The sequence below is a fragment of the Phenylobacterium sp. genome (genome assembly GCF_031412415.1).
Taxonomy (GTDB): domain Bacteria; phylum Pseudomonadota; class Alphaproteobacteria; order Caulobacterales; family Caulobacteraceae; genus Phenylobacterium.
The window spans coordinates 1-20,000 of the sequence record NZ_JANOCX010000283.1; the positions used below are offsets into that span (position 1 = coordinate 1).

Here is a 20,000-nt window from a genome sequence, read left to right on the forward strand (position 1 = left end):
CGACCTCGCCTCGATCATCTACACCTCGGGCACCACCGGCCGGTCGAAGGGCGCCATGCTCAGTCACGGAAACCTGGCCGCCAATGCCCTGGCCCTGCACGAGATATGGGGCTTCACCGCCGACGACGTCCTGCTGCACGCCCTGCCGATCTTCCATGTCCACGGATTGTTCGTGGGCCTGCACTGCGCCTTCCTCTCGGGCGCGCCGATGGTCTGGCTCCCCAAATTCGACGACGGCCAGGTGCTGGCGGGGCTGGCCAAGTCCACGGTGATGATGGGCGTGCCGACCTTCTACACGCGCCTGCTGGGCAATCCGGCCTTCACCCGCGAAACCTCCCAGCACATGCGCCTGTTCATCTGCGGCTCGGCCCCGCTGCTGGAATCGACCTTCGCTGAGTTCGAGACGCGCACCGGACAGCGCATCCTGGAACGCTACGGCATGAGCGAGGCGGTGATCATCACCTCCAACCCGCTCGACGGCGAGCGCATTGCCGGCAGCGTCGGCTATCCCTTGCCCGGTGTCGACCTCCGCATCGGCGGCGGGGAGGCGACCGGCGTCATCGAGATCAAGGGACCAAGCGTGTTCACGGCCTACTGGCGGATGCCCGAGAAGACCGCCGAGGAGTTCACCGCCGACGGCTATTTCCTAACCGGTGATGTGGGGCGCCAGGATCCCGACGGCCGGGTCTGGATTTCCGGGCGGGCCAAGGACCTGATCATCTCGGGGGGCTTCAACGTCTATCCCAAGGAGATCGAACTGATCCTTGACGAGCTTCCCGGCGTCGCCGAAAGCGCCGTGATCGGTCTGCCCCATCCCGACTTCGGCGAGGCGGTGGTGGCCGTGGTCATGGGGCAGGGCGACGAGGCCGCCATCATCGCCGCCGCCCGCGAGAAGCTGGCCGCTTTCAAGGCGCCCAAGCGGGTGTTCTTCGTCGACGAGCTGCCCCGCAACGCCATGGGAAAGGTGCAGAAGAACCTGCTGCGCCAGACCTATGCCGGGACCTTCGCCTGATGCGCTTGATCGACCGCGAGGAAGTGGCCGCCCGCCTGACCTATGACGTCGCCATTCCCATTGTCCGCGAGGCGATGATCGCGCTCTCGGCCGGGACCACCCGCCAGCATCTACGATCAATCATACCCCTGGCCGAGGGCCGCATGTTCGGGATCATGCCCGGCGCCCTGGGCGAAACCGCGCCCTTCGGCGCCAAGCTGATCAGCGTCTTTCCCGACAACTTCGCCAAGGGCGTCCAGTCCCACCAGGGCGTTGTGGTCCTGTTCGACCCCGAGAGCGGCGCGCCGGTCTGCGTGGTCCATGCCGGCGAGATCACCGCCATCCGCACCGCCGCGGCCAGCGCCGTCGCGACCGACGCCCTGGCGCGCCGCGAGGCGTCCCGCCTGACCCTGTTGGGCTATGGCGAACAGGCCGCGACCCACGCCCGGGCGATTTCCAAGATCCGCACCTTGAGCGCCATCGCCGTCTGGGGCCGCGACGCCGCGCGCCGCGACGCCTTCGCCGCCAGCATCGGCGCCGAGCTGGGCGTTCCAGCCCAGGCCCATGACGAGGTCGAGCCCGCCGTCGCCCAGGCCGACATCATCTGTACCCTGACCCCATCGGCCGAACCCATCCTGAAGGGCGCGTGGGTCGCGCCAGGGACGCACCTCAACCTTGTGGGCTCCAGCTATGCCGGGCCGGTGGAGGTCGACAACGACCTGGTGGTCGCCGCCCGCTTCATCGCCGACAACCGCGAGGGCGTCCTTCACCAAGGCGCCGAGTTCCTGAGCGCCAAGGCCGCAGGCCTGATCGGCGACGACCACATCGTAGCTGAGATCGGCGAGGTCTTGTCGGGCAGGATCGTCGGCCGCCGCTCGGCCGACGAGATCACGGCCTACAAGTCCCTGGGCCACGTGGTCCAGGATCTGGCGACGGCGTGGGCGCTCTACGCGCAGCGCCGATAGACGGCCCGCCTGAAGACCCGGAACTGGTCATTCCTGCGCCTTAAGGGATGAGCGTCGCGCGAAGGCGTCTCCGCGGGTCCGACCGGACTCGATGACGGCTTCGGCGCTCGGCTACTGGGATCGGCGCCCTTGAGGGGATTGGCCATGAGGTGCTTCGTTCTCGGAGGTCTGATGCTGGCTCTTGCGGCCTGTGGCGATGCCGGCGGCCAGGCGGCGCAGGGCGACAAGCCGCAGGCCTTCCAAGGTTCTGAACAGGGCCCGCAGGCGGGACCGCAAGGCGGCGGCGCGCCGCAGTCGCCCAACGGCGGTCCGCAGCAGGCATCGGAGAACCAGGCTCAGCAGGCTCTGCAGGGGCTTTACGCAATTCGACAACAGCAATGCCAGAGCGGCAACACACTGGCATGCCAGTCCCTTGGCGAGTTCCCGGGTCACAGCCAAGAGCTCGCCCAGGCCGGGCAGGCATGCCGCTCGGGAAACCAGCAGGCCTGCGGGGCTTTCGATAGGTTGTCGCAGCGGATCGCCAAGGCATACGCCGAGAGCGCCCAAGTCATGCAGGCCGGGGAGCAGAGCGCGGCGCAGATGGACGCCTGGCGAGCGCAGATGAACGCCAACCATGCCGGCAACATGGCGCGGCTCAACGCTCAGGCCGCCGCTGGGCAGGCGGCCCACCAAGCGCGCCAGGAGAGCTATGCGGCGATGAACCGGACGTGGTCGAACAGCCAGGCGGCGGCCGAGCGCAACACCGGCCGTTTCAACGACTCCATCTACGAAGGAACGACTGTGAACGGCGGCGGCGTGCAGACCTTCGTTCCCTATGGGTCGACGGGCTACACCGACGGACAGGGCAACGTGGTCATGGGTCCAGAGGGCGGCGAAGCCCCACCCGGCTGGCAAAGGATGAATCCGACGCACGCGGCGCCACGCTAGCCGGCGGAGGCGCGCCGCCTCGAATCAAGGCGGCTAGGCCTGGGTCTTCTTTCGCGCGAACAACTCCGCGATGGTCGCGATCGCCGCGTGCGCCTCAGCGATGTCGGGTTGCTCGTTGGGGTCGTCATAGCCCCAGGCCTCGTTGGGGCCGGTGGCCTGGACCACGACGCCGTCGCGCCGTGAAAGCACCGAGACGGTCTTGTAGATGAATCCGTAATCGACCTCCGGCTGGGGGACCAGCCAGGCGATCTGGCCGCGCACGGGACGCACCGTCTCGTCCTTCCACAAGGCCCTCGCGCCATAGCCCGGACAGTTGATCACCACTTTCTGCGATAGGCGGCTGATGTCGGACGGGGTGTGGAACTCCATCACCTCCATCTTGCCGCCGGCGGTCAGGAAGTCGGTCATCAGCAGGTGGCCGTACTCCATGATGTTGAACTGCAGGGTGGGCGCGCGCTGGACATGGGGCGTGGCGAAGGGGTGATCGGCGTAGGGTACGACCTCGTTGATCGGCGTCAGGTCGCGCACCCGGCCGCCATAGTGGGCGAAGCCGACGGGATCGGCGCGGCGGCGCGCTGGGCTGCCCGGCGCATCGTCGGAGAGGACGTAGCGATCGGTCCAGGCGATCGGATCGCCCGGCAGGCCCAGATAGCCCAGGAAGGTCTTGTACGACTCCCGCGTCATCGCCTCCCACGCCGCGTCGAAACCGGCTGGCGCCTGGGCGGCTAGCGCGATGCGGGAGTCCGGCGACCAGACGCCGGTCGCCCGCGCCGAGCGGACGTGGGGCATCAGCTCCTTGGCGTAGATCGTCACCCGCGCCCCGGCTCGCTGGGCCATCAAGGCGGCGGTCAGTCCCAGAGCTCCGCAGCCGATCACGGCGATGTCGCGCTCGCCCCGCGCCAGGGCCTGCTTGACGGCGATGGTCCCCGATCCCCAGGACAGGGACCATCCGCTGCCGCCATGGCCGTAGTTGTGGACCACCAGCTTGTCGCCCAGGTGCTCGGTGTCCAGCCGCGGACCCGCCGCGCGGAACGGGCGCAGGCAGACCGTGGTGTTGAACAGCCGCTCGATCCTCGCCTTCACCGGCGCCATGGGCCGTGGCCCGGCGTAGCCGCTCAGGCCTAGCGTGGGCGCGGCGGCGGTGGCGCAGGCGCCCAGCATCTGGGCTCCGCCCAGGGCTGTCCCCAGGGCCAGCAGGCGGCGGCGGTCGAGCGGTCGGACGTTCATGCGGGAACCTCGCCTGCAACTGGGCGAGGTCTGGCCCCGCGCGTCAGCGGCTTTCGTCACCCAATTCGCGGCCGATGGCGAGCGCTTTGGCGCGGCCCGATCCGATCCCCCGCGTCACGCCTTTTTTGGTGGCATCGGTATGAAGCTGGAGGTCCGCCGGACATAGGCCTCGTAGTCAGGCCGTTTGCGGCGCATGCGCCCCTCCACGGTCGGCACACCGCTCCATTTGGTCAGCAGGAAGGTGATCAGGATCGGGCCTATGATCGAGAGCGCGCCGACCCAGCCGGTCTCGGCCGCGATCAGGTAGAGGCCCCACCACACGCAGGCGTCGCCGAAATAGTTGGGATGGCGGGTGTAGCGCCAGAGGCCCGTGTCCAGGACCTTGCCCTTGTTCTCGGCCTTGGCCTTGAAGGCCACCAGCTGAGCATCGCCGACGCTTTCGAAGAGGATGCCGACGACCGCCAGCGCGACGCCGGCGAAGGCCAACGGTCCAAGCGCCAGGGTCGGCGATATCTGACCCAGTTGCACCGGCAGGCAGACCAGGAACTGCAGCGGCGCCTGCAGCGCGAAGACCAGCAGCAGGGAAGACTTGGCGAAGCTCCAGCCGCGCTCGGCCTGCGCCTTGCCCATCATGGTCACGTAGCGACGATCCGGCCCGTCCTTGCGCCAGCGCCACAGCAGATAGAGGCCGAGCCGCAGACCCCAGGCCGTGCAGAGCAGGGTGAGCGCCAGCGCATGCGGTCCCCGCCCGCCGGTGAACAGGAAGGCGGTCCAGGCGATGACCACCATCCCCAGCGCCCACCAGCTGTCGACGAAGCTGGGATCCTTCAGCCGAACCGACAGCAGCCAGAGACCGAGGAAGCAGATGGCGACGACGGCGGCGTTGACGCCCAGGACCTGTAGGATTTCCACACTGCTTCCTCTGTGTTTGGCCTGTTCGACCACTTGTATCTTGAGTACGAGCCAAGCCCTCGGCTTGGATGCTGTCAGCGCGGCAGACTGGCGATGTATTGGGCGACTAGCGCGACGCCCTCCTCATGAACCATGGACCGGCTGAGCTCCGGCATCATGACGCCGGGCTCGGTCGACTTCATCCGGTGTAGCAGGATCGAGCCAGCCGGATCACCCGGCGCGATCGAAACCTCCAGCCCGCCCGAACCGCGCCCCGCCGCCACGGGACGTTTGCCGATGCCCCGCGCAGCCGGGCGGGTCTCCTCGACTTCCAGGAACAGGCCCGAATTGCTGGCCATGCCCTGGGCGTTGTGACAATAGGCGCAGTTGGCGTCGAGATAGGCGCTGGCCCGGCCGGCAAGCGGTTCGCTCACGTCGTCCCAGACTGCCGTCCGAGGCGCTGCGGAGGGTGTCGGCGCACCGGTCAGGATGCCCGTACGGCTCCAGTGCGCCAACTGGTTCTCGGCGCCTGCCGCATAGGCGAAGGGGCCATTGAGGTTCCGCGCCTTTGGCCCGATCGGCGACAACTCGCCAGCGACGGAATGACATTCCTTGCACTGGTTCACGTTCGGCACGGCGTAGTCGACCATCCGGGTTTCGCCCTTGGCGTCGACGAAGCTCACGTCGAGCCGGGCACCAGCGCGCTTGAGCGTGGCCACCGTCTGGGCTTCGTTCCAGACGTAGGTCGTCGCGTTCCAGCCGTTGGCCTTGCGGATCAGCAGGCGTGTCTCGATGAACCGCACCTTCTCGCCCGGTCGCCGAAAGTCGGCGGGGTAGGCGAAGGTCTTGACCAGGGTGGTTCCCACCGGGAACTCCAGCGTCCCCGTGGCGGCATAGGTCGCCGCCTTGCCGGGCGGGACGAAGACAAGGCGGAACTTCTCCGCGTAGTCGCTGAACAGCGGGGTGTTGAGGCCGTAGGGCGTCACCCCGCGATTGGGCGAGCGAGCGGCGGCGTCCACGAACAGGCCGTAGGCGTCCAGGGTCGGCTCTGGCGTCTCGGCCAGCAGCCGATCCAGGGCGACGGGCGGCGCCGGAGGCGCGGCGCCCAGCAGCAGGAGCGCGAGCAGACTGGCGGCGAGCCGTCTCAAGGGGCCAGCTTGGCCTGCTCGGCGGGCAGCACCACCGGCTTGGGTTCTTCGATCGCCACATCGCCCAGGGTCGCGCTCACCTTGGGGTTGGCCTCCATCATGGCGCCCGGCCTCGGCAGGTTGAGATTCACCACCGGACCGTCCGCCAGCCGCACCCTGACCGGCTCGCTGCCGGGATAGGTCGTCACGCCATCCCAGATCACTGGCGGCATGCTGCCGCCCAGCGCCTTGGCGAGCACCGAACCGCCAGGGAAGGCCGGCGCCCAGGCGTTGCGGCCAAGGCGATTGTTCCGAACCACGATGTCGCGGGGCAGGGGGTTGTAGGTCTTGTCGTCGAACTTCTGGCTATAGGACACCAGGATCACCGCGGCGCTGCCGTTACCGTCGATGTCGTTGTCGAACACATGGACGTTCTTGTTGGCCATCAGCATGACGCCCGTGCCCATCGGCACATTGGCGACGATGTTGCCCTTGGGCGCGAAGTTGGGCGTGTCGTTGTTGACCACCTTGTTGCGGAACAGGCGGGTGGAATGGCCGCCCATCTGCGGAAGGTTCGGCAGGTCAAACACCAGGATCCCGCCGGTGTTGTGGGTCGCGACATTGTCGAAGACATCGGCGTTCATCGAGTTCTCGATCTCGATTCCGGCCACGTTGAACTCGGCGGTCGAGTTCTTGACGATGATGTTCTTGGACTGGCCCACATAGATCCCGGCGTCCGAAGCGCCGCGCACCGTGACCTTGTCGATCAGCACATTGGTGGAGGAGACGGGATAGACCCCATAGGCGCCGTTGGTCTCCTTCGGCCCGCCGGTCCACTCGACCGTCAGGTTCAGGAAGCTGATCTGGTCGGCGCCCTTGGACTTGATGCCGTCACCCTTGGTGTCCTGCATCGTGAAGTCGCGCACGGTCACCTTGTCGGAGGTGATCAACAGGCCTTCGCCCGCGCCCTTTTGGCCCGCGAAGGACAGAACCGTGTCGCCAGGCCCCGCGCCCTTGACGGTCACGCCGTCGATGTCCAGCGACAGGCCGTCGGTGAATTCGAAGCGACCGGCGCCCAGCGCCACCACGTCGCCCGGCTTGGCGTCGAGCAGGGCGGTCTGCACCCTCTCCTGAGCATCCGCGCCCGCCGCGACAGTCAAGGTCTTGGCGTTGGCCGATCCGGCCGCGAGCACGGCGGCGAAGGTGATGGCGAGCGATCTCATGGCGTCCTCCCAGCGGGCGTCTGACGCGCCCGTGAACGACTCCAGGCTAGGTTGTCGCCGTTCAGTTGGCGAGCCCAATCCGACGTGCTCAACCCTTGAACGTCAGCCCCTTGGCCGCCAGCGCGCGCCTTAGCGTCGCCAGGGCGTTTGGGCCCATGCCGTGCAGGCCCGCGATCTCGATCTCGGTGTGTTCCGTCAGGTCTTCCAGCCGCGTCACGCCAGCGCCCGCCAACGCGCGCTGCGCGGGTCTGGCCAGTTTCGGCAGTTCGGTGGACGTCATCGCCAACCTCGTTTGCGCAGCCTGTCACAGAGCGGTGGCGCGAGGCCGCGCCGTACTCTATCTTCGAAGATATTGCATCCCGTGGCGACCAGATTTCGACCGAGGCTCATTCCATGACGACGACGACGAAGGACGGCGCCAAGCCGCCGATCGACAAGCAGGCCCTGCTCGCCAAGTACATCGCCGAGCGCGACAAGCGTCTGCGCGCCGACGGCAACGCCCAGTATCTCGAGGTCAAGGGCCGGCTCGCCCACTATCTCGAAGACCCCTACACGCCGCGCGTCGAACGCGAGCCGCTCACCGACCACGTCACCTTCGCCTTCGTCGGCGGCGGGTTCGCCGGGCTGGTCACCGGGGCGCGGCTGGTCGAGGCCGGCGTCAAGGACGTGCGCATCGTCGAGAAAGGCGGGGACTTCGGCGGCACTTGGTACTGGAACCGCTATCCGGGCGCCCAGTGCGACACCGCCTCGATGATCTACATGCCGCTGCTGGAAGAGACCGGGCACATGCCCACCGAGAAGTACGCCCACGCGCCCGAGATCCTCGAGCAGTGCCAGCGCATCGGCAAGCAATACGGTCTCTACGACAAGGCCCTGTTCCACACCGAGGTCGAGGACCTCACCTGGGACGACGCCAATTCGCGCTGGATCATCAAGACCAATCGCGGCGACGCCTTCACCGCCGACTTCATCGGCCTGGGAACGGGCCCGCTGCACGTACCCAAGCTGCCGGGCATCCCCGGCATAGAGAGCTTCAAGGGTCACTCGTTCCACACCAGCCGCTGGGACTACGACTACACCGGCGGCGATCCCAAGGGCGGCTTGATGACCAAGCTGGCCGACAAGCGCGTCGCCATCATCGGCACCGGCGCCACCTCGGTCCAGGCCGTGCCGCACCTGGCCAAGGCTTGCAAGGAGCTACTGGTCATCCAGCGCACCCCGTCCTCCATCGATGTGCGCGCCAACCAGCCGATCGATCCGGAGTGGTTCGCCTCCATCGCCACCCCCGGCTGGCAGACCCGCTGGCTCGAGAACTTCACCGCCAACCAAGCCGGCGGCAATGCCGAGGTCGATCTTGTCATGGACGGCTGGACCGACCTGTCGCGGCGCATCCGCGGCAAGATCATGCAGCTCCCTCCGGAAGACCGCGTGCCCATGAAGATGCTGGCCGCCTACGAGGACAGCGATTTCGAAAAGATGGAGGAGATCCGCGCCCGCGTGGATTCCATCGTCGCCGACCGTGAGACCGCCCAGCGCCTCAAGGCCTGGTATCGCCAGCTCTGCAAGCGCCCCTGCTTCCACGACGCCTATCTTCAGGCCTTCAATACGCCCGGCACCCGCCTGATCGACACCGACGGCAAGGGCGTCGAGGCCATCACCGAGAAGGGCCTGATCGTCGGCGGCGTCGAGTACGAGGTCGACTGTATCATCTACGCCTCGGGCTTCGAGGTGGGCACCGAGTACAAGCGTCGCGCCGGCTTCGACCTGACCGGCCGCGACGGCCTGAAGCTGTCGGAGGCCTGGGGGGAGGGGATGCGCTCCAAGCACGGCATCCACGTGCACGGCTTCCCCAACGCCTTCTTCGTTCAGCCGACCCAGGGCGCCAACCTGATCTCCAACGTGCCGCATAACCTCACCGAGTCCGGCAAGACCATCGCATTGACCGTCAAGCATGCCCTCGACCAAGGCGCCAAGCAGGTCGAGGTCACGGCGGAAGCCCAGGAGAAATGGGTCGAGCTGCTGCTCACCGGGATGGGCCGCATGCTGGGCGCCCCCGACTGCACGCCGGGCTACTACAACAACGAGGGTCAGGATCCCGGCCCCGCCGCGCGCCTGAACGTTGGCTACCCGGCCGGCGCCACGGCCTTCTTCAAGTACATCGACGCCTGGAGAACTTCTGGCCAGTTCGAGGGTCTGGCGTTTCGCTGACGGCGCGGAACCCCCCTGGCGTGAGCCCCGGGGGGGCCTAGGCCGCGCCGGCCCGCCGCATGATGCTGTGGGGGACGACGTGGGGTGTCGTGGCCAGCGGTTCGACCTTGAAGCCGAACTTCTCGTAGAAGGCGATGGCGCGAGCGTTGTAACTGATCACGTTGAGCCAGATCGGCTGGTCCGCGCCCAGCCAGGCCATTCCGGCCTGCATCAGCAGGCCCGATACGCCAGACCCGTGCTGAGCGGGGTCGACCATCAGCCAGTCGAGCTCGAGGTCGTCCGGGGCGTGCCGCGTGGCGATGACATAGCCCGCCAGCCGGTCGTGCGCGAAGGCCGCGGCGAGCCGTTGGTTCGGGCTCTCGGCCGCCTCCAGGCAACAGGCGGCGCTGATATCGACGATCCTGCGATTGGCCGCCATCTGGTCCGGCGTCATTTCGTCTCGATAGAAGGTCGCCGCCGTGGCGCGTTCGGTAAGCGCCGAGATCTCGTTCAACGAAGTCCTCGCCAAGACTTCGGCGTCGCTCAGGATCACGAAGGCTGGCCGTGTCACGGTCTCGATCACGTCGGTGTCGCCCGCGCGATCATCGGCCTTGCCCGCGACGCGCGGCGAAGGCGGCCTCGACGCAGGGCATGACCAGCCAGCCGATCCCTTCGCCCATGGCGTCGAGTTCCTTCGCGGTGCTCGACGACACATGCAGGAACTGCGCCTCGCAGATGAAGTGAACCATCAGGATCGACGGATCGATTCGCCCCGCGACGCCGTGCAGGTTGAACTCGTCGTTGAAGTTGCTCGCCTCGCGCAGGCCGCGCACGATATGCGTCGCTCCAATCCGGCGCGCATAGGCGATCAGGCTCTGGTTGGCGTACTCGCCCACCTCCAGCACGCCCTCGAACAAGCCGCCGGACGCGGACGCCACCTCGGGCCACCGCTCGGTGATCGAGCGAACCAGCAGGTCCTGGCTCTCCTGCACCCCGAACATGCGCGCCTTGCGGACATTGGTCCCGACCGCCACGTGCACGGTGTCGAAGGTCAGCAGGGCCTTGCCGATCACGTCCAGGTGCCCGCGCGTGACGGGGTCGAACGATCCCGCGTACAGGGCCTTGGTGGCGGCGGACTTGCGCATGGGTTGCCTTGGGTGATGGTCGAGGCGTCGAGAGTTCCGGAAGGTGAGCGCAAAACGCAAGCGTCGCTTTCGACCTATCCTAGTGTCCGCCTTCGACCCAGGGCAGCCCAGCCGCCACGAACGCCTCCGCCAGAGCGGCTTCCAGCTCGGCGGCTTCCCACCGCCGCATCGGGTTCAGGTGCGCCACCAGGTCCGGCATCAGCCGAACCCCGAAACGCTTGGCCGCGCCGCTCGCCTTGTACCCGGTCTTGTGCTGATCGAACCTCAGGTCGGGGTCCCGGGACGTCTGGCCGACATAGACCCCCCAGGGCTCCGCCCGCCGGGCATCGTGCAGCAGGATGACATAGACCGAGTGCCCCGCGCCGCGTGCGCCTCGTGTCGTCGCCCTGAGGCTGAGCGACGCCCGCTGGGCCTTGCCTAACCAGGCCGGTTGGAACTGCGGTCGGGTCAAATTGGCGGAAGCGTTACGACCTGCTTCGGGTGTTCGCCGCGCAGCAGGGGTTCCAGCAGCCCGGCCAAACCGAACGGGTAGATCGGCTCGTCGGTGTGACGCAGATCTTCCAGCCGCCACCAGCGCGTTTCGAGAATCTCCGCCTGCTCGTGTTCCGTCCAACCGCTTTCCTGGATCGCTTCGGACCCCGCGAAGGCGAGAATGAAGTGCTCCCTGTGGCGAACGTTCCAGCCGCCGCTGCGATGGCTGTCTTCGCCGTACCAGACGACGGGACCAAGCCGCACATCGGTGACGCCGGTCTCCTCCACGACCTCCCGAAGCGCGGTCTGCTCGAGGGTTTCACCGTCCTCGCGGCCGCCGCCCACGAGGGTCCAGCACGGGCTCGAAACGCCCGTCGGCCCGATGTTGCGATACTTGAACATGAGGACGCGAGCGCCTGGCGACACGAGGATGATCCTCACTCTGTCCGTCTCCCTCACAGGTCCATCCCTCCGCGATCACTAGGGACTCTCTCCGGACGAACCATGCGTCGCAAGCGAGCGTTCTAGCGTCGGCAATTCGGCGGCCGCAACCCTACACCACCTCGTCCACCGCCTCGATCCAGTGGCGCACCGGCGCCGCGCCGCCGTCGGCGAGGTGCATCCAGCAGCCGATATTGGCCGTGAAGATCGCCGCAGGGGACGAGGCGTTCAACGCCTTCAGTTTCGCGGTCTTGAGCTTGCCGGCCATGGTCGGCTGCAACAGCGAATAGGCCCCGGCCGAGCCGCAGCACAGGTGGTTGTCGGCCACCGGCTGGGGCGCGTAGCCCAGGCGTGCCAGCAAGGTGGCGATCCGGCCCGTGAGCTTCAGGCCATGCTGCAATGTGCAGGGCTCGTGGACCGCGATACGGGGATCGGCGGGCGCGCGGCGGGCGGTCAGGTCGCTATTGGTCAGCACCTCGATGGGATCGCGCACCAGGCCGGCCACCGCGCGGGCTTTGTCCACATAGGCCGGGTCGTCGCGCAGCACGTCGGGATAGTCGCGGATGAAGGCCGCGCAGCCGCTGGAATTGACCACGATGGCCGAGGCGCCGGCCTCGATGGCGGGCATCCAGGCGTCGATGTTGCGCCGGGCCGCGGCGCGGCCGGCCTCTGGCGCGTCCAGGTGGAAGTCCACGGCGCCACAACAGCCGGCGCGGGGGGCTTGCGTTAGCGCGATCCCAGCCTTGTCGAACACGCGCGCGGTGGCGGCGTTGAAGTGCGGCGCGGCGGCAGACTGCACGCAACCCTTGAGCAGTAGCATGTGGCGGGCGTGGTCGCCCTTGGGCCAGGCGCCGGGCGCGACGGAGGGCGGGACCTTGGCCTTCAGCACGGCGGGCAGCAGCGGCCGGGTCAGGCGGCCTAACGCCAAGGCGACGCCGAACAGGGTCGTCGACGCTGTCAGCCGGCGGATCGCCTGGCGGACCAGACGCGCGGGCCACGGCCGAGGCGCTAAGGCGCGCACCGCCTCTCGGCCAATGTCGTAGAGGCGGTGGTACTGGACGCCCGACGGGCAGGTGGTCTCGCACGACCGGCACGACAGGCAGCGGTCCAGGTGTTTGAGGGAAAGCGCGCTGACCGGCTGGCCCTCCAGGGCCTGCTTCATCAGATAGATGCGGCCGCGCGGCCCATCCAGTTCGTCACCGGTGAGCTGGTAGGTGGGGCAGGTGGCGTTGCACATGCCGCAGTGGACGCAGGCTCGCAGCGCCCGCTCCGCCACCCCGCCGGCGGCCGTCCCCGCGATGGGCCCCGTGATCACCGTGCGCATCTAAAGGCCCTCATACATGCGGCCAGGATTGAACAGACCGCTCGGATCCAGCGCCGCCTTCACTCGGCGATGCAGGGCCAGGAGCGGCGCGGGCAAGGGCTGGAACACCTGGTCGACCCCGCCCCGGAATAGGGTCGCATGGCCGCCGGCCGCGGCGGCGACATCCCAGATCGTCGTGTCGACGCTGTCGGCGGTCAGCCAGCGCTGCGCGCCGGCCCAGTCCCAGGCCAGATGACCGTCCAGATGCGGCAACCGCGCGGTCTGGGGCAGGGACAGCCGCCACAGGGCCGGGCCGTCGAAGGCCGGGTGGCTCAGGTCGCGCAGGGCTGCCCAGATTTCGTCGCTCTCGGTCTCGCCACCCAACTCGCGAGCCGTCTGCGCCACCGCCGCCTCGCCGCCCGATAGCCGCAGGTGCAGCCGCTCTCCGTCGTGGAAGGCGCCCGACAGGGGCAGGGGCCGCCGCATCAGCTCGATCAGCCACATCCGCGCGGCCTCGCTCTCCAGGTCGTACGCGCGGAAAGCCTCCGCCCGCGGCCGGGGAGTCACCCGGATCGAGACCTCCAGGATCACGCCCAGGCAGCCCAGGGCGCCGGCCATCAGCCGGAAGGTGTCGAAGCCCGCCACGTTCTTGAACACGGTCCCGCCAAAGCTCAGCACCTCGCCGCGCCCGTCCAGCACCTTCGCGCCCAGGACATAGTCGCGCAGGGCGCCGGAGAACGGCCGTCGCGAGCCCGACAGACCCGCCGCCACCGTGCCGCCCAATGTGCTGGCCTCACCAAAGATCAGGGGCTCGAAGGCGAACATCTGGTCGTTGGCGGTCAGCAGCGCCTCGATCTCGGCGAGCGGTGTTCCAGCCCGCGCGGTGATCACCAGTTCGCTGGGATCATAGGCTGTGACCCCACGATGGCCGCTCATGGCGAGGGGTTCGGCCGCGATCCGTCGGCCGTAGAAGGCCCGCGTATCACCACCGACGATGCGTAGCTTCAGGCCCTCGGACCTGGCGGCCGCGACCACGTGCGCCAGTCGCTCGGTCTGGTCGGCGTCAGAAGCGGGGGATGTCGGCAAACGGCAGCTCCCCGCCATGGATGTGCATGCCGCCGAACTCGGCGCAGCGCGCCAGGGTCGGGATCGCCTTGCCGGGGTTGAGCAGGCCCAGGGGGTCGAAGGCGGCCTTCAGCGCGAAGAAGGCCTCGATCTCGCCCGAACCGAACTGCACGCACATCTGGTTGATCTTCTCCCGACCAACGCCGTGCTCGCCGGTGATGGTGCCGCCGACCCCGACGCACAGGGTCAGGATAGCGCCGCCCAATTCCTCCGCTTTTTCAAGGTCGCCCGGCTTGTGGCTATCGTAGAGGATCAACGGATGCAGGTTGCCGTCGCCCGCGTGGAACACATTGGCCACCTGCAGGCCGCAGGCGTCCGACAGCCGGGTGATCTCGCTCAACACCTTGGGCAGGGCCCGGCGCGGGATGGGGCCGTCCATGCAGTCGTAGTCGGGCGCGATCCGCCCGACGGCCGGGAAGGCGCCCTTGCGTCCGGCCCAGAACCGCCTGCGCTCGGCCTCATCGCGGGCGGCGCGGACCTCCACGGCGCCGGCGGCCAGCAGGATGGCGGTGACCCGTTCGGACTCCTCGGCCACGTCGGCGGCCACCCCGTCCAACTCGCACAGCAGGATCGCCTCGGCGCTCTTGGGATAGCCCGCGTGGGCGAAGTCCTCAGCGGCGCGCAGGGCCAGGCCGTCCATCATCTCCAGCCCGCCCGGCGTGATCCCGGCGGCGATGATGTCGGCCACCGCCTGGGCGGCCTTCTCCACGTCGTCGAAGGCGGCCAGCAGAACGCGGGCCTCCTCCGGCAGGGGCAGCAGCTTGACGGTGACCTCGGTGACGACCCCCAGCAGGCCTTCGGACCCCGTCATCAGCGCCATCAGGTCGAAGCCCGCTGCGTCCAGGGCCTCCGAGCCCAAGGTCAGGACCTCGCCGTCGATGGTGACGACTTCCAGCCTGAGGATGTTGTGCACGGTCAGCCCGTACTTCAGGCAGTGCACCCCGCCAGCGTTCTCAGCGACATTGCCGCCGATGCTGCAGGCGATCTGGGACGAAGGGTCGGGGGCGTAGAACAGGCCCAGATGCGCCACGGCCTCGGAGATGGCGAGGTTCCGCACGCCGGGCTGGACCCGGGCGGTCCGCGCGTCGGCGTCGATCTCCAGGATCGTGCTGAACTTGGCCATGCTGAGCAGGATGCAGCCGGGGAAGGGCAGGGCGCCGCCCGACAGCCCCGTGCCGGCCCCACGCGCCACAACCGGTACGCTCAGGTCGCGGCAGGTCCGCATCACATCGGCCACCTGCGCCACGGTGGTCGGCATCACCACCGCCCCGGGCAGGGAGCGATAGGCCGCCAGCCCGTCGCTCTCATAGGGCCGCAGCGCCTCGACATCGGTCAGGATCGCTTCGGCGGGGAGCACCCCGCGCAGCGCCGCGCTCAGCCGCTGCGCCGTGAGCGCTGGGAAATCGGCGTCGAGTCGGGGATCGAAATGGTCGAGCATCGCGCCGACCTTGGGCGTGCGAGCGCTCTAGCGTCAACCGCCCGGCGCGCTACAAGGTTATCAACGATAGGGAACGGGAGAGAACGATGGATCTGGGCTTGAAGGGCAAGGCCGCCGTGGTCACGGGCGGATCGCGCGGAATCGGTCGCGCCATCGCCGACCTGCTGGCCGACGAGGGCTGCGACGTCGCCATCTGCGCGCGCAACGCAGACCAGGTGGCCGAGGCGGTCGCCGCCCTTCAGGCCAAGGGCGTCAGGGCCTGGGGCCAGTCCGTGGACATCGCCGACGGTCCGGCGCTGAAGGCCTTCGTGACCCAGGCCGGGAACGAGCTCGGCGGCATCGACATCCTGGTCTCCAACGCCAGCGCCCTGGTCCAGGGGGTCGGCGAGGACGAGTGGAAGGCGATGTTCGACATCGACATCATGGGCGCGGTGCGCAGCTTCGAGGCGGCCAAGCCGTTCCTCGAGAAGGCCGGCGAGACCAAGGGCGACGCCGCTTTCATCATCACTTCGTCGGTTTCCGCGGCCGAGGCGACCGCGGCCTCGTCCTACGGCGCCATGAAGGCCGCCCAGATTCACTACGCCAAGGGCCTGGCCCGCGAGAACGCCGCCAAGCACATCCGCGCCAATGTCATCTCGCCCGGCACCGTGTTCTTCGAGGGCGGCGTCTGGGGCAATGTGAAGGCCGGCATGCCGCAGTTCTTCGACCAGATGATCAAGCGCAATCCGACCGGCCGGATGGCGACCCCGGAAGAGGTGGCGGCCGCGGCGGTGTTCCTGGCGAGTCCGCGCTCGGCTTTCACCACCGGCATCAACATGCTGGTCGACGGCGCGATCTCATCGCGCGTGAACTACTAGGCTCAAGCTATTGGAATACGAATACTATCAGCTTCGGCTTGGGCGTGATCGAACAGCCCACAAGGCGCTGGCTGCGCGGTTGTATCAGGCGTCCGAGGTTGTGGCCGTCTTCGCGCCGCTGCTGGGCTTCGCGTCCAACGAGGCCTTGGTGCTGGCCAAGGCCGGCGCGGCCCTCGACCTCGACGCCCATACGGTCGACCGCATGACGCCGACCCTGCGTCCCACCGCAGACGTCCGGCCCGAGGACAAGGGGATCTATGTCCACAACTGGTTCACCATCGACGGCGACGCGGTGGACGAATTCGTGCGTCTGTCGGGTGAGGCCTGGCCGGCTTTCGAGGGACGGTTCGACACCAAGATCTACGGCCTGTTTCTCGCCGCCGAGACCGACGCCGACCGTGCCGACGGCGCGCGCCGCCTGCTGCTGATGACCAACTATCGCGACCTGGGCGAATGGCAGGTGTCGCGCGATCCCACCTCGGAGGCCATGCAGGTCTTCCTGCGCCGCCGTGAGCTGACGAGGGTCTCGCTGGCCCGCAGTTGCCTGGTCATGCCGCGGGACTAGCGGCGGGCCTCGAAACGCGTTGTGATGGCGTCAGGGCAGGAGACGATATCATGGTCGAGGACAACGAAGAGCAGCGGCTGCGCAGGATCGCCGAGCGTCGGGCCGACGCCAAGCTGGGCTTTCGCGCCCACCTGCTGGTCTACCTCGTGGTCAGCGCAGGTCTGGCGGCGATCAATCTCCTGACATCTTCCGACTACTACTGGTTCGTCTGGCCGATGCTGGGCTGGGGCGTCGGCGTCGTCGCTCACGGGCTCTCGGTCCATGCCTATGTCGGCGATCACCGCGAACGGATGATCGAGGAAGAGATGGCGCGCCTGCGCCGCGCCGGACCGAAGGCCTGAGGACATGATCGAGCAGACCATCGAGGTCCCCACCCAGGACGGGAGCACGACCACCTTCATCGTTCATCCGGAGCGCGACGGTCCCCACCCGGTGATCCTGTTCTACATGGACGCCCCGGCCATCCGCGAGGAGCTGCGCGACATGGCGCGGCGGTTCGCCAGCGCCGGCTATTACGTCATGCTGCCCAACCTCTATTACCGCGCGGGGGTGTTGGAGCTGGCGGCCGAGGACTGGGTCGATCCTGAGCGGAAGAAGATGTTCGGGCTGATGTACTCGCTGACCATTCCCTTGGTCATGGAGGACACCGACGCCCTGCTGGCCTATGCCGACGGCCAGCCCGCCGCCAAGGCCACGACCGTGGGCTGCGTCGGCTACTGCATGAGCGGCCAGTTCTCGATCAACGCGGCGGCTCGCCATTCGGACCGGGTCAAGGCGGCGGCCTCGATCTACGGCACCTTCCTGGTCACCGACAAGCCAGACAGCCCACACGTTTCCGCGCGCAAGGCCAAGGGCGAGCTCTACTTCGCCTGCGCCGAGAGCGACCGTTGGGCGCCGCTGGAGATGGTCCAGGCTCTCGACGCCTCTCTCAAGTCCGACGCCGTCGTGGCCGAGGTGGAGTTGTACCCCGGCGTCGAGCACGGCTTCGCCTTCCCGCAGCGCCCCGTCTACGACAAGACCGCCGCCGAACGGCATTGGGAACGGCTGAACGCCCTGTTCCGACGTCGGCTGGGCTAGGCCCTGTCCACGGGCGCGACCCAGGCGTCTTCCAGGCTTTTCAACGGGTGCGAGCCGGTGACCTGGCCCATGAACGGCGGCCAGATATTGTAGCCCAGCAGGTCCTGGAGGCGCGGCGACATCGCCTTCACGCGCTCGCGTGGGACGCCCAGGTAGAAGTTCTCCTGCGTCCGCGCCCAGGGCTCACAGTACTGGTTGGTGAAGGCCAGGCGCGGGGCGTCGCTGCGATTGGCGCCGCCGCGATGTAGCAGCGTGCCCTGGAACACGATCGCCGCGCCGGCCGGCATGGTGGCCGGGCGGAGCCTGGCGTGGGTCTCCGCGGGATCCAGGGCGCGGATCTCGGCGTCGCCCAGAACGTGGCTGCCGGTGAGGATGTCCGTCGCGCCGTTGGTCTCGGTGAACGCATCGACCGCCACGATCACCGACAGACTGATGGCCGGTCTCGGACGGGGCTGACGGTAGAAGCCGTCGTCGTAATGAAGCGCCTGGGCCTTCTCGCCAGGCTGGATGCATATCGCCTGGCTGGCGGTGAGCAGATAGCCGGGTTGCAGGAACCGGTCGAGCAGGGCCAGCAGGCGTGGCTCGGCGGTCAGGTCCTCGAACACCTTGCCGCGCGCCACCAAGGTGTAGACCCGCTCGGTGGCCAGCCCCTCGAAGTCGTTGCGGCCGTGGTGACCGCCCAGGTGTGGTGCGAGGTCGGCGCGCGCCTGGGCGAGCTGCGCGGCGTCGGCGAAGTCCTCGATCACGGTGTAGCCGTCGCGAGTCAGCCGCTCGACGTGCGCCTCGATGTCGAATGCCGCCATGGCGTCACCCCATCGCCGGCAGCTGCAGACCGGGCCGTTCGTTGTCCCAGATCATCGAGACGATCCGCCACCGACCGCCGGCCTCGCGATAGAGCTGGATGGAGTTGATCCCCCGCCGCTCGGGCGGGCCGTCGCCGAGGTGGTTTCTCGCCTCATAGGCGCTCCAGACCTGGGCCATGTTCCCGAACAGGTCGATCCGACGGCTGATCTCGACCTCGTAGAAGTCCGTGACGTCGAAGTATGGCGTCACGTCGGCGCGATAGGCGTCGGGACCCATGATCTTGATCCAAGGTCCGCCGTCTTCGCCGAGGCCCGTGCGCATCTGGCGGGCGTCTTCATGGAAGATGTCGGCCTGGCGCGCCCAGTCCCGCGGCCCCTTGGGGCCGGAGATCATGGCGTACATGGCGTCGACGACGGCGCCGATCGCGGCGTGATGCTGGGTGTCCATGCCGTCAGCCTAAGCCGCACGAACGCCCCCCGTCATCAGTTCCGCGAGGGGATGATCACCTTCATCGACTCATAGCCCTTCACGAAGGTCGAATAGACCCGCTTGGGCTCTTCCAGCAGGACGACCTCGGGGAAGCGCTTGAGGATCTCTTCCCAGATGATCTTCAGCTGCAGCTCGGCCAGGCGGTTGCCCACGCAGCGGTGGATGCCGAAGCCGAAGGAGATGTGGTTGCGCGGCCGTTCGCGGTCGATGATGTACTCGTTCGGACGCTCGATGGCCTCTTCGTCGCGGTTGCCCGAGACGTACCACATGACGACCTTGTCGCCCTTCTTGATGGTCTTGCCGCCGATGTCGAAGTCCTGCGTCGCGATGCGCCGCATGTGGGCGAGCGGCGTCTGCCACCGGATCGTCTCCGACACCATCGACGGGATCAGGCCGGGGTTCTCGCGCAGCTTGCGGTACTGATCGGGGTTGCGATTCAGCGCCAGGATCGAGCCCGAGATGGTGTTGCGGGTGGTGTCGTTGCCGCCGACGGTCAATAGCACGATGGTCCCGAAGTACTCGCGGGGCTCCATGTTCCGGGTGGCCTCGCCATGGGCCAGCATGGAGATCAGGTCGCCGGCCGGCGGGGCGTTGACCCGCTGGTTCCACAGGTTGGTGAAATAGGCGTGGTACTCGATGAAGATCTGCATCTTCTGTTCGAAGGTGTCGATCAGGCCCTGCCCGGGAACGGCGGTCACCACGTCGGACCAGTAGGTCAGCTTGCGGCGATCTTCCTGGGGCATGTCG

At 68.0% G+C, this 20,000-nt stretch carries 23 protein-coding genes; 8 read left to right on the forward strand and 15 right to left on the reverse strand.

From position 1 onward, the window contains the following. The 3 genes from RMO04_RS13715 to RMO04_RS13725 all read left to right on the forward strand — a co-directional run. Window positions 1-1,012: AMP-binding protein (locus RMO04_RS13715; RefSeq protein WP_309645330.1), on the forward strand; the 1,012-nt coding region annotated here is incomplete at its 5' end. After that, window positions 1,012-1,956 carry an ornithine cyclodeaminase family protein gene (locus RMO04_RS13720; protein ID WP_309645331.1) on the forward strand — a complete coding sequence of 315 codons (945 nt, stop codon included), beginning with the start codon at window positions 1,012-1,014 and terminating at the stop codon, window positions 1,954-1,956. The genes RMO04_RS13715 and RMO04_RS13720, both read left to right, overlap by 1 nt. A gap of 171 nt (window positions 1,957-2,127) precedes the next feature. Next, window positions 2,128-2,883 (forward strand): hypothetical protein, encoded by a 756-nt coding sequence (locus RMO04_RS13725; protein ID WP_309645332.1) that lies wholly within the window; start codon window positions 2,128-2,130, stop codon window positions 2,881-2,883. Window positions 2,884-2,916: 33 nt separating this feature from the next. Here RMO04_RS13725 and RMO04_RS13730 read toward each other — a convergent pair whose 3' ends face one another. The 5 genes from RMO04_RS13730 to RMO04_RS13750 form a co-directional block, all read right to left on the reverse strand. Continuing rightward, a complete protein-coding gene (locus tag RMO04_RS13730) occupies window positions 2,917-4,110 on the reverse strand; it encodes an FAD-dependent oxidoreductase (protein ID WP_309645333.1) in 1,194 nt (397 codons plus the stop codon). Between the two features lie 114 nt (window positions 4,111-4,224). After that, complete coding sequence (locus RMO04_RS13735) at window positions 4,225-5,022, reverse strand: DUF1295 domain-containing protein (RefSeq protein ID WP_309645334.1); 798 nt, start codon at window positions 5,020-5,022, stop codon at window positions 4,225-4,227. A gap of 74 nt (window positions 5,023-5,096) precedes the next feature. After that, window positions 5,097-6,149, reverse strand: coding sequence for an SO2930 family diheme c-type cytochrome (locus RMO04_RS13740; RefSeq protein WP_309645335.1), 1,053 nt, complete (start codon window positions 6,147-6,149; stop codon window positions 5,097-5,099). Next, a complete protein-coding gene (locus RMO04_RS13745) occupies window positions 6,146-7,351 on the reverse strand; it encodes a parallel beta-helix domain-containing protein (protein ID WP_309645336.1) in 1,206 nt (401 codons plus the stop codon). The genes RMO04_RS13740 and RMO04_RS13745 overlap by 4 nt, the downstream gene beginning before the upstream one ends. An 88-nt stretch (window positions 7,352-7,439) precedes the next feature. After that, on the reverse strand, window positions 7,440-7,631 hold the full coding sequence (locus tag RMO04_RS13750; RefSeq protein WP_309645337.1) for a hypothetical protein: 192 nt from the start codon (window positions 7,629-7,631) through the stop codon (window positions 7,440-7,442). Window positions 7,632-7,744: 113 nt separating this feature from the next. On the opposite strand from RMO04_RS13750, the gene RMO04_RS13755 reads away from it, so the two are divergent. Next, window positions 7,745-9,559: an NAD(P)/FAD-dependent oxidoreductase gene (locus RMO04_RS13755; RefSeq protein WP_309645338.1), complete on the forward strand. Its 1,815-nt coding sequence runs from the start codon at window positions 7,745-7,747 to the stop codon at window positions 9,557-9,559. A 37-nt stretch (window positions 9,560-9,596) separates the two neighbouring features. On the opposite strand, the gene RMO04_RS13760 is transcribed toward RMO04_RS13755, so the two are convergent. The 7 genes from RMO04_RS13760 to RMO04_RS13790 form a co-directional block, all read right to left on the reverse strand. Further along, window positions 9,597-10,121 carry a GNAT family N-acetyltransferase gene (locus tag RMO04_RS13760; protein WP_309645339.1) on the reverse strand — a complete coding sequence of 175 codons (525 nt, stop codon included), beginning with the start codon at window positions 10,119-10,121 and terminating at the stop codon, window positions 9,597-9,599. Between the two features lie 19 nt (window positions 10,122-10,140). After that, on the reverse strand, window positions 10,141-10,683 hold the full coding sequence (coaD, locus tag RMO04_RS13765; RefSeq protein ID WP_309645340.1) for a pantetheine-phosphate adenylyltransferase: 543 nt from the start codon (window positions 10,681-10,683) through the stop codon (window positions 10,141-10,143). A gap of 79 nt (window positions 10,684-10,762) precedes the next feature. Continuing rightward, window positions 10,763-11,134 (reverse strand): hypothetical protein, encoded by a 372-nt coding sequence (locus RMO04_RS13770; RefSeq protein WP_309645341.1) that lies wholly within the window; start codon window positions 11,132-11,134, stop codon window positions 10,763-10,765. Next, window positions 11,131-11,595 (reverse strand): NUDIX domain-containing protein, encoded by a 465-nt coding sequence (locus RMO04_RS13775; protein ID WP_309645342.1) that lies wholly within the window; start codon window positions 11,593-11,595, stop codon window positions 11,131-11,133. Before RMO04_RS13775 ends, RMO04_RS13770 begins: the two co-directional genes overlap by 4 nt. A gap of 112 nt (window positions 11,596-11,707) precedes the next feature. Beyond that, window positions 11,708-12,919, reverse strand: a complete 1,212-nt coding sequence (glcF, locus tag RMO04_RS13780; protein WP_309645343.1) for a glycolate oxidase subunit GlcF — start codon at window positions 12,917-12,919, stop codon at window positions 11,708-11,710. Next, window positions 12,920-13,984: a glycolate oxidase subunit GlcE gene (gene glcE / locus RMO04_RS13785; RefSeq protein ID WP_309645344.1), complete on the reverse strand. Its 1,065-nt coding sequence runs from the start codon at window positions 13,982-13,984 to the stop codon at window positions 12,920-12,922. Beyond that, the gene (locus tag RMO04_RS13790; protein WP_309645345.1) at window positions 13,962-15,461 is read right to left on the reverse strand and encodes an FAD-linked oxidase C-terminal domain-containing protein; all 1,500 of its coding nucleotides are present in this window, start codon (window positions 15,459-15,461) and stop codon (window positions 13,962-13,964) included. Before RMO04_RS13790 ends, glcE begins: the two co-directional genes overlap by 23 nt. 86 nt (window positions 15,462-15,547) lie before the next feature. On the opposite strand from RMO04_RS13790, the gene RMO04_RS13795 reads away from it, so the two are divergent. Genes RMO04_RS13795 through RMO04_RS13810 form a run of 4 tightly spaced genes read left to right on the forward strand, consistent with a single transcriptional unit; the run spans window position 15,548 to window position 17,960 of the window. After that, window positions 15,548-16,318, forward strand: a complete 771-nt coding sequence (locus RMO04_RS13795; RefSeq protein ID WP_309645346.1) for an SDR family oxidoreductase — start codon at window positions 15,548-15,550, stop codon at window positions 16,316-16,318. A gap of 10 nt (window positions 16,319-16,328) precedes the next feature. Beyond that, window positions 16,329-16,883, forward strand: a complete 555-nt coding sequence (locus tag RMO04_RS13800; RefSeq protein WP_309645347.1) for a hypothetical protein — start codon at window positions 16,329-16,331, stop codon at window positions 16,881-16,883. Between the two features lie 50 nt (window positions 16,884-16,933). Continuing rightward, window positions 16,934-17,224: a 2TM domain-containing protein gene (locus RMO04_RS13805; protein ID WP_309645348.1), complete on the forward strand. Its 291-nt coding sequence runs from the start codon at window positions 16,934-16,936 to the stop codon at window positions 17,222-17,224. A 4-nt stretch (window positions 17,225-17,228) separates the two neighbouring features. After that, window positions 17,229-17,960, forward strand: coding sequence for a dienelactone hydrolase family protein (locus RMO04_RS13810; protein WP_309645349.1), 732 nt, complete (start codon window positions 17,229-17,231; stop codon window positions 17,958-17,960). On the opposite strand, the gene RMO04_RS13815 is transcribed toward RMO04_RS13810, so the two are convergent. From RMO04_RS13815 to RMO04_RS13825, 3 genes are all read right to left on the reverse strand, one after another. After that, window positions 17,957-18,763 carry a phytanoyl-CoA dioxygenase family protein gene (locus tag RMO04_RS13815; protein ID WP_309645350.1) on the reverse strand — a complete coding sequence of 269 codons (807 nt, stop codon included), beginning with the start codon at window positions 18,761-18,763 and terminating at the stop codon, window positions 17,957-17,959. The two genes, RMO04_RS13810 and RMO04_RS13815, sit on opposite strands and share 4 nt — an antisense overlap. 4 nt (window positions 18,764-18,767) lie before the next feature. After that, the gene (locus RMO04_RS13820) at window positions 18,768-19,211 is read right to left on the reverse strand and encodes a nuclear transport factor 2 family protein (RefSeq protein WP_309645351.1); all 444 of its coding nucleotides are present in this window, start codon (window positions 19,209-19,211) and stop codon (window positions 18,768-18,770) included. A gap of 35 nt (window positions 19,212-19,246) precedes the next feature. Continuing rightward, window positions 19,247-20,000, reverse strand: a 754-nt coding sequence (locus RMO04_RS13825; protein ID WP_309645352.1) for a cytochrome P450, incomplete at its 5' end; no start/stop codon positions are given.